Here is a 15,803-nt window from a genome sequence, read left to right on the forward strand (position 1 = left end):
ATGGGCGAGAACCAATGAACTTTGGAGTGAAATGAAAATCGATCTGCTGTATGCGTTGACGAATCGTTCGGGCGAGTTGTCCTGGCATGAGGTGCTGGAGGCGACGCGGCGTCATGCCGTGACGGCGGACGAGTTGGGGTTTGACCGGATTTGGTTGGGTGAGCATCATTTCGACACAGATGGGACGGATGCGAGCCCGAATCCGATCATGTTGGCGACGGATCTGGCCGCTCGGACGAACCGGATCCGGTTCGGGATGGCTGCGGTGTCGTTGACGTTGTGGCATCCGTTGCGGGTGGCGGAGGATCTTGCGTTGCTTGATCATTTCAGCGAGGGCCGGTTGGATGTGGCGTTCGGTCGCGGGATCCTGCCGATCGAGGTGATGAACCTCAATCCTGCAGCGAATCGGTGGAATGGTTCGGACAACAGCCGGGCGATCTTCGAGGAGAACCTGGAGATCGTCCGCAGGATCTGGACGGAGGATCTGTTCAGTTGGTCGGGAGAGCGGTACACGTTCCCGGAGCCGCGGACGAAGTTCATTCACTCGCCGGGGGCGCCGATGCCGGAGGGCTGGGTCGACGAGCAGGGCTATCTGAAGGCGTTCGGGATGACGCCGCAGCCGTTCCAACAGCCGATGCCGCCGCTGTTCGCGGTGACCGAGTCGGTGGAGGGGTTCCGTGGTGCGGCGCAGAAGGGTCTCAAGCCGATTACCTGGTATCCGACCGGTCAGGTGCTGCGCAATCTGCTCGACCTCTATCGGGCGGAGAAGGCGGCTGTCACCGGCGCGACGCCGGACCTGGGGGAGGATGTCGGGGTGCTGCGACTGTGCTACGTCGCCGAGACCGATGAGCAGGCGCGTCGGGTCACCGAGGCGAGTGTGGTGGAGTTCTTCGAGTTCGTATGCCGGGTCCGTGGCATCGGGGTGTGGCTCGACGCCGACGAGGATCCGGAAGATCCGCGGTTCAAAGAGATGGATCCGTTCGATCTGCTGATGGAGCGCGATCACCTGATGATCGGCTCGGCGGCGAGTGTGACCGAGAAGATGATGCGGCTGACCAGATCGCATGGCATTCAGAATTGGTTGCTGCAGATGGGCTTTCCCGGTGTGGCACATGACGAGGTGGATCGTTCCCTCGAGTTGTTCGCGGCCGAGGTCATGCCCGAGGTGCGCAAGCTCGACTCCACCCTCGCGGCTGCGCAGTGATCGACGAAGCCCTCACGGAAGGAGTACTCATGGCGGAATACCTCAACCCGGGCAACCTTCCCTACCCTCGATTCGGAATGAATCCGGGTGTGGCGACCAAGGACTACGTGTTCTGCGGCGAGATGGCGCTGGATCTGGAGACGCTGGAGCGTAAGCCGGAGGCCGACACCATCGCGAACGAGACGAAGCTCGCGCTGGAGGAGATCCAGGGGATCCTCGAGACTGTCGGCTGCACGCTCGGGGACGTGGTGAAGACGACGTGTTACCTGGCCGACGATTCGTATCGCAAGGAGTTCTGGACCGCGTACACCGAGGTCGTCGGCGAAGGCCCGTACCCGGCGCGCACGACGCTCGTCGTCGGCATCGCCGGCGACTGCCGCGTCGAGATCGACGCCCTCGCGATCCGACCACGGAACCAGCGGTAGAACCGCGCTGAGAAAATGTCGGGCCGTGCGACCGACAAGTCGTCGACCGAGGCACAACTCTTCCCCGAAGTCATCGGTGAGACCGCTCGACCGGAACAGACAAAATCTGCACAAGCACACGAAGCGCCCGCGCCGAATGAGGGCCGCCGTCGAAGTCAGCACGGTGCCCAAACTGCACGCTGAAGCTGATCATGCTTCCTACAGGGTTCTGCGACGACCACGGCGCAGACATGACGGCGACAACAGCTCCCAGCCCCTACTGACACCGTCCTGCCCAGGACGCCCGAATCCGAAGTCTTGTCCTAGTCGGATTGCCCTCGAATCAGAGGCTCCGCGCATTATTCGACCGATCCGTGAGAAGGCGGGTCGCTAAAGAGAGGAACACCTGCGATGGAGTTCGGTATTTTCATTCCCAGTGCTCGGAATGGTTACATCATTTCTGAGGCTGCTCCACAGTACTCGCCGACGTACTCGCACATGAGGGAGATCATCCAGGCGGGTGAGGAAAACGGGTTCTCCTTTGCCCTGTCGTTGTCGGCGCTGCGCGGGCACGGTGGTACGACGGGGTTTTGGGACGACGCACTGGAGTCGATGACACAGATGGCTGCCCTTGCCCGGGACACGACGACGATGAAGCTGATTGGCTCCGTGAATATTCTGGCGATCCATCCGGCGATCGCGGCGCGGATGGCGGTGACGATCGACCAGATCAGCGACGGGCGTTTCTCACTCAACATCGTTCCCGGCGGCTGGCACCCCCGTGAGCTCGAGGTCATGAATGTGTGGCCCGGCTATGAGTACAACAACTACCGCTGGGAGTACGCGGGTGAGTACTGCCAGGTGGTGCGCGAGCTCTGGGAGAACGGCGTCTCGAACTTCAAGGGCAAGCACTTCCAGTATGACGATCTGCGGATGGGCCCGAAGCCAGACAATCACGTGAACATCGTGTGTGCCGGCGCCTCGGACGACGCCATTGCATTCACCACGAAGTACGCCGACTACTCGTTCCGCCTGGCCTGGGGAGGCGTGGACGCCCTCGAGGAGGTCGTGGGCAGGTTCAACGAGCAGATGGAGAACGCGGGGCGGACCATCCGGCCGTTTGTGGCACTGGGTGTTGTCCTCGCTGACACCGACGAGGAAGCGGAAGCAAAACTGCAGAGCTACATCGACAGCCCGGATCGGGGCGTGATGGAGTACATGATCGGGCAGGCATCCACCGATTCCGCCAAGGGCGGCACCTCAGAGATCCTCGCCGGGGTCGACGCCAAGGGATTTGTGCAGTTTTCGACGGATTTCATCACCGGTTCCCCGGAGAGTATCGCGCGCCAGCTCGACGAGTGGGCCGAACTCGACGTCGCTGGATTCATGCTGATCTTCCCGGACTACGTGGAGGACATCAAGCGGATGGGGCGTGAGGTGTTCCCACTGATGAAGAACTTTACCGCGGTGCAGGCACTGCAGAACGCCTGAGTTTTCCCGCGCCTCGAGCTCCCAGATGCGGGCCGCCACATGATCTGGCCAGGCTGTGTGGCCCAGGGCGGCACCTTCCGTTGTGAGAGTGCCGAAAACCTGTTAATGCGATGAAGATGAGGATGGAACCATGTCCACAACGCTGCTCAGTGAAGAACTGAGGACGAACATCAAGAAGGCCGAGAGGATGCTGATCGGCTTCGAGTGGGTCGACGCGTCCACTGCCGAAACGATCGCGGTGGAGGATCCCGCGACCGGGGAGGTCGTCGCTCTTGTCCCGGCCGCTAACGCCCAGGATGTCGACCGCGCGGTCTCGGCTGCGTGCGCAGCATTCCGCGGACCGTGGCGCCGGCTGACTCCGCAGGAACGTGGCCGACTGCTGTGGAAGCTGGCGGATCTGATCGAGGACCGTGCGCAGGAGTTCGCAGAGTTGGAGTCGCTGGATGCGGGGATGACGATCGGCGAGGCCAGATACGTCGATGTGGCGTTCTCGGTCGATGTGTTGCGGTATTACGCGGGATGGCCGACCAAGATCACCGGGGACACGATCCCGGTGTCGTTTCCGACGAACTTTGGCGGCCCCTATCACTCGTACACGCTACGCGAGCCCCTCGGTGTGGTGGGGTGCATCGTGCCGTGGAATCTGCCGTTGATGATGGCGGTCAAGAAGATTGCGCCGGCGCTCGCGACGGGAAATACGGTGGTTGTCAAGCCGGCCGAGCAGACTCCGCTGTCGATCGCACTGCTGGGGGAGTTGGTGCTGGAGGCCGGTTTCCCCGAGGGCGTCTTCAACTATGTCACCGGTTACGGAGAGACGGTGGGGGCCGCCTTGGTCGAGCACCCGGACGTGAACAAGATCAGTTTCACCGGCTCGGGTCCGACAGGGAAGGCGATCATCAAGGCGGCCACGGGCAACCTCAAGCGCGTCTCCCTCGAGCTGGGCGGGAAGTCACCGAATATCATCTTCGGCGACGCCGATCTGGGGAAGGCGATTCCGTCGGCCGCGCTGGCGATCTTCGCCTGCCAGGGTGAGAGTTGTGTCGCCGGGTCGCGTCTGTACGCGCACCGTTCAGTGTTCCAGGATGTGGTCAACGGGCTGGTCGAGGCGGCTGACAGCATCCGGTTGGGCCGCGGCTTGGATGCGGCGTCGCAGATGGGTCCGCTGATTTCCGCGGAGCACCGGGACCGGGTGCTCGGTTTCATCGAACTCGCCCGCAGCGAGGGAGCCGAGATCGTCACCGGGGGCTCTGCGTGGGGGAGCGAAGGCTATTTCGTCGAGCCCACCGTCTTGGCGAACGTCGGCTCGGACTCGAAAGTCATGCGGGAGGAAATCTTCGGTCCGGTTCTGACGATTGTGCCGTTCGACACCGAGGACGAGGTGCTGGCGCTGGCGAACGATTCGCACTACGGACTCGGTGCGGGGGTGTGGACCCGGGACCTCGGCCGCGCGCACCGCGTTGCCGCGGGAATCGAAGCGGGTCAGGTGTGGGTGAACTGCTATCAGACGGTGGATGCGGCGTTGCCGTTCGGTGGGCACAAGCAGTCGGGGTTGGGTCGGGAGACCTGCAAGGAGAGTCTCGACGAATATCTCGAGCTCAAGACAGTCGTCGTCGATCTGTCGTAGACCACGGGCACATATGGCTCCATGGTCGTCGGTGGCGCCGGTGCGGGGTCGTATCCGCCCACGTCTGACCGAGGACCCGCATGTGTCGGTCTTGCCGGGCGCGGTCATCGGCGGCACCTACCAACGATTTTCGAGTAGTGAGGGTTTGAATAGTGATAATCGCCGATGTGGATTTGACGGCTGCGTGTTTGATTGGTGGTCGGTGGGTGCCGGGGTCGGGAGTGGATGCGATCGATGTGTTCAATCCTGCGACGGGGCGGGTGATTACGGAGTTGGTGCCGGCGACGATCGAGGATGCGGAGGCGGCCGTGGTGGCTGCGTCTCGTGCCTTCGCCGACTGGGGTTCGCGGCCGTTGTCGGAGCGGGTGCGGTTTTTGTATCGGATGAAGGTGATCCTCGAGGACAATGTCGAGTCGTTGGCGCGCACGATCACGATCGATCAGGGTAAGACGTTGGATGAGGCGCGCGGTGAGGTGGGGCGGGCGGTCGATTTCTTGGAGACGGCGATTGCCGCTCCGATGCTGTATCACAGCGACGCCGTGAACGTCACCACTGGTGTGGATGCGCGGCGGGTGCGGGAGCCGTTGGGGGTGTGTGTGGCGGTGACGCCGTCGAACTTCCCGGTGATGAACACGGTGCAGTTCTCGGCGTGGGCTCTGGTCACGGGTAATGCGTTGATCATCAAGGCGTCCGAGCAGGATCCGCTCGCGTCCACCGCGGCGATTCGGTTGCTGCAGCAGGCGGGTCTGCCGGATGGGGTGCTGAACTTGGTGCACGGTCGGGCGGATGTGGTCAAGCACCTGATCGCCCACCCGTCGGTGGTGGCGGTCTCGTGCATCACGTCGTCGCCGACGGCGCGGGCGATCTACGGGGCGGCGGCAGCGGCCGGGAAGCGGGTGCAGGCCAATGGTGGTGCGAAGAATCCGATCGTGGTGGCCGCGGATGCGGATCTCGATAGGGCGGCGGCCGGGATCGTGTCCTCGTCCTATGGGATGGCGGGTCAGCGGTGCCTGGCGGGGAGTCGGGTGGTGGTGGTTGGTGATGTCTACGGCGATCTGATGGACCGGGTGGTGGCGTTGGCCGATCAGTTGGTGGTCGGTGACGGTATGGACGAGGGTGTGACGATGGGCCCGGTCGTCAGCGCCGAGAGCAAGGTGCGGATCCTGGCGGCGCTGGGGGAGGCGGAGGATCTGGGTGCGACGTTCGTTCTCGATGGTCGGAACGTGAAGCCGGTGGGTGGGGTGGGGTCGGAGAACGGCTATTTCATCGGGCCGACCGTCGTGGCCGATCTGGATCCGCGGCACGGGGTGGAGGGTCGGGAGTTGTTCGGTCCGGTGATCAATGTGCATCGGGTGGATACGCTCGCGGAGGCGATCGCGTTGTCGAATGACACCGAGTTCGGTAACGCTGCAGCGGTGTTCACCAGCTCTGGTGCGGTGGCGGCGGAGTTCGAGCGGGGTATCCGGGCCGGCAATGTGGGTGTCAATGCGTTTCCGGCGCCGCCGGCGAATGTGACGATGGGCGGGTACGGTGCCTCGTTCTACGGTGATTCGCATGTGTGTGGTGCTGCGCCGTTGGATTTCTTCACCGATCAGAAACTGGTCGTCACCCGATGGTGAGCACCATCCGGCGAACCAGTGGGAGCGCGGCATGAACTCCGCAGTCGTCATCGAAACAGATCTTTAGGCTCGACGACGAAACTCACTCGAAAAATCGCTCTATCAAAGATCAAACGAAGTTGCGCGGCAATCTTTGCACTTAAGGTCACCGCGCATCCGGTGGGGGAACAGACTCAGAAACGTCTCACACATCGTGAGAAATTTGACGGCGGCACGCCGTACAGGGGCTGGCCTGATTCGTATAGATGGTTCCTTTGGCAAGGAATCTCTTATGGAATCACGAGGCAACCGCGTCTTACCACTCCACTCTCAGGTAGAAGGATGCCAATGTACCTTGATCAAGTTTCTATGGCGGCGCAGTTTCCGACGGTGGTCTACATTATCGGGCTGATCGCCATCTTGCTGGCCATAGCCGGGATACTTCTATTCGACGCCGGCCTCAGTCGCGCAGGAAACGTGATGCACACGTTGACGCAAAAGCTTGTCGCCGCATTCGTTGCTGCGGCGGGTATGTCACTGATCGGATTCGCCATCTGGGTCACGCAGTTCAACCAGGCTTTCGGTGTTGCAAATCCGCTCGGCCAGGCGATCAAGTCGTGGTGGCTCGGAGGAACGGGCATCAACACCCTACCCCAGGATCTCGACCCAGCGGTCGTGCCGAATGCTGACTCCTTCCAGGCCTTCTACGCGCTCTTCATTCTCTTCGCCGCCTTCTTCGCGGCGCTGTTGGCCGGGTCTGTGATCGAACGGGTCAAAACAAGTTCCTTGGCGTTGATCGCATTACTCTTCGGGGCTGTAGTCATCCCGGTCGCTGGGTACCTGGTCTACGGCTCTGTCGGGCCGCTTTCCAACGCCGGTACCCACGACTTCGGCGGTGCATTCTTCTATATATTGCTTGGGTGTTGGGCGCTCGTATTGGTGTGGCGAGCCAGGCCAAGGGTGGGTGTTTTCGACGGCACCGCGACCGAGCCTGCGATCCCGCACAACATGTTGTATGTAGTGGTCGGAATGGTCCTCTTCCTTGCCGGAATCTGCGGCTATGCGCTTACCAACGGTTACCTGGTACCCGGATCCGGATACTTCGGGATCACCCTCAACGAGAGCGGCATGGGGCTGATTGTCACGAATCTCATGATGGCCTTCGCAGCCTCGGCGATCGGCGGCCTGCTGGTCTGGAAGATAGCGAAACACCCGTACTTCTTCTTGGTGTCACCGGTGGCCGGCTGGATCTCGGTGTCGGGGCTGATCGACGTCGTCAAGCCCTGGCAGGCAGGTCTGACCGCCATGTTTGCGCCCTTTATCCTGCTCGGCGGTTACAAGCTGATGATCAGGCTCCGGCTGGACGACGTCAAAGTTGTACCACTTACGCTGGGCCCGGGAATCTACAGCGCTTTGATGGCCGCGGTGTTGGCAGGTGGCGTCAAGCAGGGTGGCTACTTTGGAATTGCGCAGGGTGAGTACGCCTTCCAGCACGCCTCGATCAACATCGGACATCAAGTGTACGGAGTTATCGTTTTCCTGGTGCTCGGTCTCGCGTCGGCGCTTCTCGTGGTCTTCGTGGTCGAGAAGACCATCGGGCTGCGTGACGGGCGAGTCGATGAAGGCCTGGAGGCGAAACTGGATCGCGCAGTCATTGGTGAGGTCGCATATCCTGACCGGGCACCTGCAGGGCTACAACAGGCTGACGTATCCGAGGAACCGGCTGCCGAGGTCAGCTTAGTGCCTTGACGGCACGCTAGAGCTATTCATTCGCCTGAGCAGATGAACGCGTCACCTGGATGCGAGTTGGGATCGCCAACAGATCGCCAGCACGACGCGTTCATTCCTGCTCCGGTACTGTTCAGCGCGCCTGATGGAAGTCGATCAGGGAGCCTTCGACAGGTCTCGGATCGTCCGGGGGAAAGCTGATTACTGAGCCGCCAGCCGGTGAGCACTGTTCGTTCCCCCAGGGCGGAGACCGAACCTTCACCGTTACATCACGCTCACGCGTTCTCGGTTACGAACCATGCCGCGATCTGGGCGCGGGTGTTGAATCCGAGTTTGGTGAGGAGGTGTTCCACATGACCCTGTGCGGTCCGCGGCGATATGGTCAGTCTGGTCGCGATCTGACGATTGGTTAGCCCTTCGGCGACGAGCGCAGCGACTTCGCGTTCACGGTTGGTCAACCGGACAGACGGCTGGCCGGATTGTGACGAGTGCGGTCGTTGCGAGGACTCCACCGCCTCCCCCTCGAGCGCGTAGGTGATTGCGCCATCCGTGTCGAACTGGCTTCCCTTGCTTCGAGCTGCGCTGAAGGTGCTGGAGCCGAGTTCGCGGGAGGCGTCGGTCACACATCGATCGTGCTGCTCGTTGAGGGCGGTGAACAGCAGCGGGCTACTCCCGACGGAATGCGCGAAGTTCGCCGCGGCGCCCAAAAGTGTGGCGGATCGTTGAAACTGTCGCTCCTCGCCCGCTGTCCACGCGAGCGCCTCGAGGCACACCGCCGCGGCCAAGCGGTCGTCCACACGTCGAATCAGCACCAACGCTTCTTTCAGAAGCCTGCTCGCCCGTTCCAACTCGCCTCGGCGCATGATGGCCACGCCCATCGCCCACAGTGTGTACGACCGGTACATGGTCTCGTCGTGAGCTTCCGTAATGGAAAGAGCATCGTTGAAACACGCGATCGCCTGATTCGACTCTCCGAGCAGATCGTAACCCACACCTAGCATCACGAGGATCCAAACATGTTGCGTGAGATCATGATCGGTGGGCAATGCGGCGCGCGCCATTTCGAGTTCGGCGCACGCAGGAGTGAGGTCGCCCTTGTAGACTCCGACCACGCCTTCGGCGCGGGAGAGGAAAATGTGGACAACGGGGTTTGTCGTTTCCTCGGCCAGCGAGCGTGCCTCCTCCATCAGGGTCGACGCAGTGTCGAAGTCTCGCTGTACCGCGGCAAGCGAGCTCGCAGCGTAGAGCGCTTTGATCCTGGTGGCGGGATGCTGCCCTGCCTCGCACGCCAGTAGACGTCCGAGCCAGTATCTGCCCTCGTTGAACAGGCTGTGGGAGAACCAGAACGCGAATAGAGAAGAGGCGATATCGAGACCTTTTTCGGGGGCATCGCCCACGGAAAACTCCATTGCCTCACGTAGGTTCGACTGCTCACGGGTCAGTTGCGTGATCCACTCGAGTTGACGGGGGCTGATCCAATCGGCGGCCGCGCCAGCGGACAGCTGCCGACACCATTCTCGATGCTCACGGCGCAGCTGCTGAAGTTCGCCGGACGCCTGCGCCTTCTCTTTGCCGTAGACGCGCAGGATCTCGAGTATCCGGAATCGCACATCCCGGCCGATCTCTTCCCGGATCAGGATCGACTTGTCCACCAGAGAGGTAAGCGTGTCCAAGAACTCGTCGGACGAGATGTCGCGGCCGCAGATAGTCTCTGCCGCGGTGAGTTCGAAGTGACCCGCGAACACCGACAACCGGGACCACACGAGTCGTTCCTGCGGTGAGCACAGCTCGTAGCTCCAGTCGATACACAATCGCATCGTTCTCTGTCTCGGCGGTCCGGCCCAGTGCCCGCGGGACAACACTTCGTAGCGGTCCCTCAGCCGATCCCGAATCTGCTCGGGGGACATCGCCCGCAATCGTGCGGCCGCCAACTCGATCGGCAGGGGCAGACCGTCCAGCTGCCGGCAGATCTGCGCGATCGTGCTCGTGTTGGCTTCGGTCAGAGCGAAGGTGGGGACGGCAGCAGCGGCCCGGTCGGCGAACAACCTTACGGCGTCGAACTGGGGAAGGCCTTCCGGTGTCGTCGGGCGGCTGTCGCTGGGGACGCTGAGTGGTGGCACGCGCAGAACGGCTTCCCCGCTGATTCCCAGTGGCTCGCGGCTGGTGGCGAGGATGTAGAGATTGGGGCAGAAGTGCAGAAGTTGGTCGACAACTTCTGCCGTTTTCTCCAGCACTTGCTCACAATTATCGAGCACCAGAAGAAGCTTCTGCGAGCCTAGAAACTCCTGCAGAATCTCGATGAGCGGTCGCGCCGTCTGATTGCGTAGCCCGAGTTCGGATGCGACGACGACCACGACGAGGGAGTCGTCCTCGACGGCGCCGAGCTTGACGATCCGCACACCGTCAGTGAACGCTGCCTGTACCTTCGCCGCCACACGCAGCGCCAGCCGAGTCTTGCCGACCCCACCGATGCCGGTGAGGGTGACAAGGCGCGACACCCCGAGCAGTCGTCGGGCCTGAGCGAGTTCGTGACGACGACCGACGAAGCTGGTCAACTCCAGAGGAAGATCACCCTGTGCGGACTTGCCGACACGGGGTATGGAGTGCGATCGATACCCTCTCGTGCCGGCGTGCGACCCGGCGGACCCGCCTCCCGGTTCGACGCGGACCGCCATCACATCCATCGGAAATCCGTAGCGTGCCTGGATGCCCCTGAGTTCGTCACCGAACGCAGCAGCAGTGGGCTGGCGTTGGTGTGGCTCGGCAGCCATTGCACGTTCGATAACGGTGCTGACGTCATCGGGGATTCCGGCGATCCGTGGGTCGGGGACCGGTTCGGTCGTGACCCGCAGAAACTGAGCGATCACGTTCTCTCCGCTGCGACGTTCGAAGGCGGCATGACCAGTGAGGGCGCAGAATACGGTGGCGCCGAGACCGTAGATGTCGGACGCCGCGCTCGGCTCGTCCCCCCGCAGCACTTCAGGTGCGGTGAAGGCGGGCGATCCGGTGATGACACGCTTGGTGGTGGTGAATCCGCCAGGTATGTGTGCGATTCCGAAATCGGTTAAGGCGGGCTCGGCATAGTCGGTGAGCAGGATGTTCGCAGGTTTGACGTCGCGGTGAATGATCCCGAGCCGATGGGCGCTCTCCAATGCTCCGGCGATACGTATCCCGATCCGGAGAGCTTCGTCCAGTGGAAGTGAACCCTGACGGCTAATCCATGCTTGAAGTGAGCCCTGGGCATGGAATTGCATCACCAGGTACGGCCGCCCACTTCCCGTGGTGCCCACCTGCAGCACGTTTACGATGTTGGGGTTGCCGGTGAGTCGTCCCATCGCCCGCTGCTCCCGGAAAAACCGGGCGCGGTTCTCGTCGTCCAGCTCTGAGGTCATGACCTTCACGGCAATCGTGCGATCGAGGGAACGCTGCCGGCACCGGAACACGACACCGAACCCGCCGCGGCCGATCTCTCGGGGGTCGTCGAATCCGGCGTCTCGAAGCTCCGTATCGACGGCGTGCAGTTCGTCGCGTTGGGTCGATAACGGATCGTTTTCAGCCGGCGGCATGGCTCACTCCGTCGGCTTATTCATCACGTAACACCGGAACGTCCCTGCCACCTCAATCACCTCTGCAGAGTCCTCCAAGGATATCGCGCTTGATCGGAGCCTTTGAGTGAACAGTCACCGATTCCTCGCAGTATCTCGGTCACGGAACGCCGCGTCACGAACAATCGCGGTGACCGGACGCCGCGGCGTTGCGTAACGTCCTCAGCGGCTTCCTGGACAGCATCCGGAATAGTTCCCGAATCTCGCCCTGAACGGGTCTTACTCCACCGATCGAAGAAGGCATTTGCCGTATTGTCTGGACAAGCATTTCGTCGACGGTGCGCCGACCCAGTCGGAAGGTCGGCCAGCGCAAGAGCCGGAATGGCCAACATCGTCGACCGCCCCAAAGACGTGAAAGACCGGATCGAGTGGGTGGGAGATCACTCCGTCGTCGGGCTCGAGGGGGTAGTTGACCTGTGGATGGTGGCGACCTGCTGGGAGTTGACGGTTGCGGCGGCGGGACCGTAGAGGGTTGTGCCGCCGGGCTCGACCAGGATGGTGCCAGGTTACGGGGAGACCCCGGACTCAGGGGAGACGACTTACGGTGACGTCGACTGCGCGGGTTCCGCGGCGGCGGTGGCGTTCTGGGGCCATGAACGCTCCCAGTCCGCGGGCGGCGCCTGGTTCCATGGTTTCCGGGAGCTGACCAGGCTGTGAGCCCGCGCTCCCGGCGACCCCGGCGCTCAGAGTTCGATGTACAGGAAGTTGTCGGACCAGTTCGTCTCGCCGCTCGTCGTCGCGAAGTAGAAGATGCGCTCCGAGAATCCGCAATCGAAGTATTCGGCGATCTTCGATTCGCCGGGGGCGAGCGTGCCGAGGTTCCGGCTCTCGTAGACGAGCGGAGTGTGGACCGTGACTCCGGTGGCGGTCCCGTCACCCTCGTTGGTGACACGCACGGCGCACGCGTTGACACCCTCGGCGTTCGCCTGCGTGATCACGAGGTCGGGTCCGTCGCCGAGAGAGCCGAACGGGGCGGCGGACGCCGTTGCCGCCCCCGCAGTCATCAGCCCCGCGATCATGGTCCCCGCCACTGCCGTACGTCGAAAATTGCGCATGGATGTGCCCTTTCCTCGGTTGTCCGGATTGTCCCGATCTGTACGCTACTGGTGCGCTCACCTTGTCAGGGCGGCGTCCCTCGAAGGCGGCGGAGCGCCGTCCCGGATGCGGGCGAGTTCGGACCGGGCAAACGCGACACGGCCGGTGTCCGCGCCGCGGGTGGCGGCAAGTGCGTCGGCGAGTTCGTCGGCGGCGTCGAGGACATGTACGGCGCGGGTCCGCTCCGCTCGTCCGACTCCCGCCTTGCGGAACGCCTTTCGCGCCTTGCGGTCGCCGCACATCGCCTCGAGTTCGGCGGCGGTCAGCCCGCCCCGGGCGACTTCGGGTGCCATGATCGCGCGCAAGAACCGTCGTTCGGTGGGGACCGTCATCGCGAAGACCTTGACGGCGACTCCGAGGGCGATGACGATGACGGCGAGCATCAGCACGAAGAGCAGCGCCGTGTGCCCTCGCACGAGCGCACCCATGGAGTCCCACACCCCGTGCAACAGCATCGCGGTCGCCATCAATGCGAGTCCCCGCCCGACCTTGCGACGTTCGGCCGGCCGGCCGACGAGATAGACGAGCCCGGCGCAGAAGACGGCGCTGTAGAGAATGTGTGCGCTGACACCGGTGGCCATCCGCATCCACACCGTCGACATCGCCGACTCGACCTGATTGGCGCCGAACTGCGAGCCCGCAGATCCCAGGGCGTACGCGACGTCTTCGACGATTTGGAATCCCAGGCCGATGAACGCGCCCAGGATGAACCCGTCGAAGGCGGTACGGATCAGGCGAGGTGCCAACGAGATCAGCAGGAGCAACCCGACGCCTTTCGCGATCTCCTCGTCGAACGGCGCCGCCAGTCCCGCGCCCCAGTCCAGCGCCCAGGCCTGGCCGAATGCCTTGGCGTACAACGCGCGCACCGCATCGTTGGCGTGCGCGGCCATGGTCCAGGTGGCGGCGAAGCCACCCCACAGGAACGCCACGACGACCAGCGCGGCGGGCTGGCGGGCGTAACGGTCGATGTGGTGGGTGAACCACCAGAAGATCGCACCGTAGACGGCGAACAGCACCACCGCCACCACGATCGCCTGTCCGTACGCGGCGTACTGACCGGCCAGCATCGAGGCGAAGGAGAACAGGCCCGTGACGACGAGCAGCAGATACGCCCAGAACGCGAGGTTGCGGGGCTGGAAGAAGGTGAACGACTTTCCCCACCCGGAGTTGTCGATGGCTGCGACGCGCTCCGCGTCGAGGTCGTCGAGTCGCGGTGTGGTCACGAGCCCTCCCCGGTGCGGTGGCCGATGCTGGTGATCATGCGGGCAATGGTGACGGTGGTGTCGCCGGAGACCTCGGCCGGGCCGGTGGCCACCACTTCCACCCCACGGCCGTCGAGGACGAAGGCCGCAATCACGCCGTCGGAGTGCGTGCCGGAGAACCCGGCGATCACTCCCCGGTCACCGGTGTCGGTGACGATCGTCTCGGGGCTCCCGGTCACGTGAAAGCCCTGCGCGCCGTGCAGGGCGTCGGTGGTGTCGGCGATCTGGGCGAGCAAGGCTTCGGCGTCGCCGTCGAACTCGCCGGTGTGGACGGAGAACACCACGTCGCCGTCGACGACGGTGGCGGTGTCGGGGTAGTCGCCCGAGACCGGCCTGTCGCCGACCCGCACTCCCGATGTGATGCCCCACCCGGTGGCCGGGCTGAAGGTGACATCGCCGTTGACCTCGAGCACGTCACCGGCGGCGACCGTGTCTTCGTAGGGCACCGCCCGATTGATTGCCGGCAGAATCAGTGCCATCACCGACGCGACAGCGAGGACGATCAGCGCTGGGGCGATCGTGGCACGGTCCAGGCCGAACCATCTCCGATCGACCGGAACCCAACGGTCGTCGGGCTCGAACGGGCGAGCGGGAGCATCGCGTGCCTCGTCGATCTGTGTTCCAGTTGTCACGGTCACCATCCCTCGGTGGACATTTGTTCAGAACATACGGGCTCGATTCCGGATCCGCGATCCAGACATCGGCCGGTCGCGCAGTTCTGCCGACACATCATGGTTTGATCGAGTTATGACCGAGGAGAACGGGATTCCCACCGTCGTGACCGCCGGCCGCATTATCGCCGCCCCGGCGCGCACGGTTTTCGAACTGATTGCCGACCCGTCGCAACAGCCGCGTTGGGATGGCAACGACAACCTGGCCGAGGCCGCCGCCGGCCAGCGGGTACGCGCCGCCGGTGACGTGTTCACCATGACGCTCACCAACGGCGGCATCCGCGACAACCACGTCGTGGAGTTCGAGGAGGAGCGCCTGATCGCCTGGCTGCCCTCGGTGCAGGGCCAACAACCGCCGGGTCATCTGTGGCGCTGGGAACTCGACCGAGTCGACGAGGCGCGCGTCCGTGTCACGCATACCTACGATTGGTCGCGATTGACCGACGAGAAGCGCCTCGAGCGCGCCCGGGCCACCACGTCGGACAGGCTTCAGGCCTCTGTCGACAGGCTTGCCGAACTCGCCGAGGCGAACGACCCAAGGCCTCCGGCCTGACCGTAGCCGAGGTCCCGAGTCACCGTCCGGGTACGACGGAGATCGTTCCCTGGCAGACGGCATTCTGAGAATTGACGAACCACCATCCCGCGCCGGTCTGGACGGTCACGGTGAATGACACCGTTCCGGTTCCTGTCCAGGTGCGGTTGATCGGGATTCCGGGATTCTGCTGCCAGGCAGCCTCGTCGCTGACGCTGTGTCCGGTCGCGCCGGTTGTCGTGTTGTGCCAGTCGACCGACACCCGCGTGCCGTACCAGTTGACTCCGATGCTCGGGATGAGACCACCCGGCGGCCTCGGCAGTTCATTGCCGCCGCTCAGCAGAATTGCCGGCTCCAGTGCAGATCCACCCGGTCGCAGCGACTCCCCGGACGCGGCGTTGATGGTCCACGTGAACGGCGGTGCCCAGACGAGGGGATTCGCGCTCGAGCACGTCATTGTCGTCGATGTCGGTGGCGCGGGCTGAGCGCTTGCGACAGCGCCTCCTCCGGTCGCCACAGCGGTTCCCAGTCCGACAGCAGTGAGTGCCGCGGCACAGACCCGTCGTCCCAGCTGCTTATTCATGAGCGC

The 15,803-nt window shown here is 63.4% G+C and carries 13 protein-coding genes; 8 read left to right on the forward strand and 5 right to left on the reverse strand.

Going from position 1 to position 15,803, the window contains the following annotated elements; all coding sequences use genetic code 11:
- The first annotated feature begins 31 nt into the window (after positions 1 to 31).
- The 6 genes from OYT95_RS23400 to OYT95_RS23425 all read left to right on the forward strand — a co-directional run bounded on the left by OYT95_RS23400 (position 32) and on the right by OYT95_RS23425 (position 8,070).
- On the forward strand, positions 32 to 1,204 hold the full coding sequence (locus OYT95_RS23400; RefSeq protein ID WP_128641022.1) for an LLM class flavin-dependent oxidoreductase: 1,173 nt from the start codon (positions 32 to 34) through the stop codon (positions 1,202 to 1,204).
- A gap of 29 nt (positions 1,205 to 1,233) precedes the next feature.
- On the forward strand, positions 1,234 to 1,629 hold the full coding sequence (locus OYT95_RS23405) for a RidA family protein (protein WP_268789227.1): 396 nt from the start codon (positions 1,234 to 1,236) through the stop codon (positions 1,627 to 1,629).
- Between the two features lie 390 nt (positions 1,630 to 2,019).
- Positions 2,020 to 3,099 (forward strand): LLM class flavin-dependent oxidoreductase, encoded by a 1,080-nt coding sequence (locus OYT95_RS23410; protein ID WP_268789228.1) that lies wholly within the window; start codon positions 2,020 to 2,022, stop codon positions 3,097 to 3,099.
- 130 nt (positions 3,100 to 3,229) lie between these two features.
- Entirely contained in the window at positions 3,230 to 4,723 is a 1,494-nt protein-coding gene (locus tag OYT95_RS23415) for an aldehyde dehydrogenase family protein (RefSeq protein WP_268789229.1), read from the forward strand.
- Between the two features lie 221 nt (positions 4,724 to 4,944).
- Positions 4,945 to 6,342 carry an aldehyde dehydrogenase family protein gene (locus OYT95_RS23420; protein ID WP_235214632.1) on the forward strand — a complete coding sequence of 466 codons (1,398 nt, stop codon included), beginning with the start codon at positions 4,945 to 4,947 and terminating at the stop codon, positions 6,340 to 6,342.
- Positions 6,343 to 6,669: 327 nt separating this feature from the next.
- On the forward strand, positions 6,670 to 8,070 hold the full coding sequence (locus tag OYT95_RS23425; protein WP_128641025.1) for an ammonium transporter: 1,401 nt from the start codon (positions 6,670 to 6,672) through the stop codon (positions 8,068 to 8,070).
- A 254-nt stretch (positions 8,071 to 8,324) separates the two neighbouring features.
- Here OYT95_RS23425 and OYT95_RS23430 read toward each other — a convergent pair whose 3' ends face one another.
- Positions 8,325 to 11,615 carry a protein kinase domain-containing protein gene (locus tag OYT95_RS23430; RefSeq protein WP_268789230.1) on the reverse strand — a complete coding sequence of 1,097 codons (3,291 nt, stop codon included), beginning with the start codon at positions 11,613 to 11,615 and terminating at the stop codon, positions 8,325 to 8,327.
- A gap of 360 nt (positions 11,616 to 11,975) precedes the next feature.
- Here OYT95_RS23430 and OYT95_RS23435 point away from each other — a divergent pair, with 360 nt between their 5' ends.
- Positions 11,976 to 12,122 (forward strand): hypothetical protein, encoded by a 147-nt coding sequence (locus OYT95_RS23435; protein WP_200887780.1) that lies wholly within the window; start codon positions 11,976 to 11,978, stop codon positions 12,120 to 12,122.
- Between the two features lie 215 nt (positions 12,123 to 12,337).
- Here the strand turns inward: OYT95_RS23435 and OYT95_RS23440 are convergent, their stop codons facing one another.
- From OYT95_RS23440 to OYT95_RS23450, 3 genes are read right to left on the reverse strand one after another with little or no spacing between them, the layout of a single operon-like run.
- The gene (locus tag OYT95_RS23440) at positions 12,338 to 12,709 is read right to left on the reverse strand and encodes a hypothetical protein (RefSeq protein WP_037229834.1); all 372 of its coding nucleotides are present in this window, start codon (positions 12,707 to 12,709) and stop codon (positions 12,338 to 12,340) included.
- A 57-nt stretch (positions 12,710 to 12,766) separates the two neighbouring features.
- The gene (locus OYT95_RS23445; protein ID WP_128641027.1) at positions 12,767 to 13,972 is read right to left on the reverse strand and encodes a PrsW family intramembrane metalloprotease; all 1,206 of its coding nucleotides are present in this window, start codon (positions 13,970 to 13,972) and stop codon (positions 12,767 to 12,769) included.
- Entirely contained in the window at positions 13,969 to 14,652 is a 684-nt protein-coding gene (locus OYT95_RS23450; RefSeq protein ID WP_128641028.1) for a hypothetical protein, read from the reverse strand. Before OYT95_RS23450 ends, OYT95_RS23445 begins: the two co-directional genes overlap by 4 nt.
- A 106-nt stretch (positions 14,653 to 14,758) precedes the next feature.
- On the opposite strand from OYT95_RS23450, the gene OYT95_RS23455 reads away from it, so the two are divergent.
- Positions 14,759 to 15,235, forward strand: coding sequence for an SRPBCC family protein (locus OYT95_RS23455; protein WP_037229828.1), 477 nt, complete (start codon positions 14,759 to 14,761; stop codon positions 15,233 to 15,235).
- A gap of 19 nt (positions 15,236 to 15,254) precedes the next feature.
- Here the strand turns inward: OYT95_RS23455 and OYT95_RS23460 are convergent, their stop codons facing one another.
- Positions 15,255 to 15,797 carry a hypothetical protein gene (locus OYT95_RS23460; protein WP_037229826.1) on the reverse strand — a complete coding sequence of 181 codons (543 nt, stop codon included), beginning with the start codon at positions 15,795 to 15,797 and terminating at the stop codon, positions 15,255 to 15,257.
- Positions 15,798 to 15,803: the final 6 nt, after the last annotated feature.

Origin of the sequence: Rhodococcus sp. JS3073 (assembly GCF_026810085.1) — a bacterium.
Taxonomy (GTDB): domain Bacteria; phylum Actinomycetota; class Actinomycetes; order Mycobacteriales; family Mycobacteriaceae; genus Rhodococcus_F; species Rhodococcus_F wratislaviensis.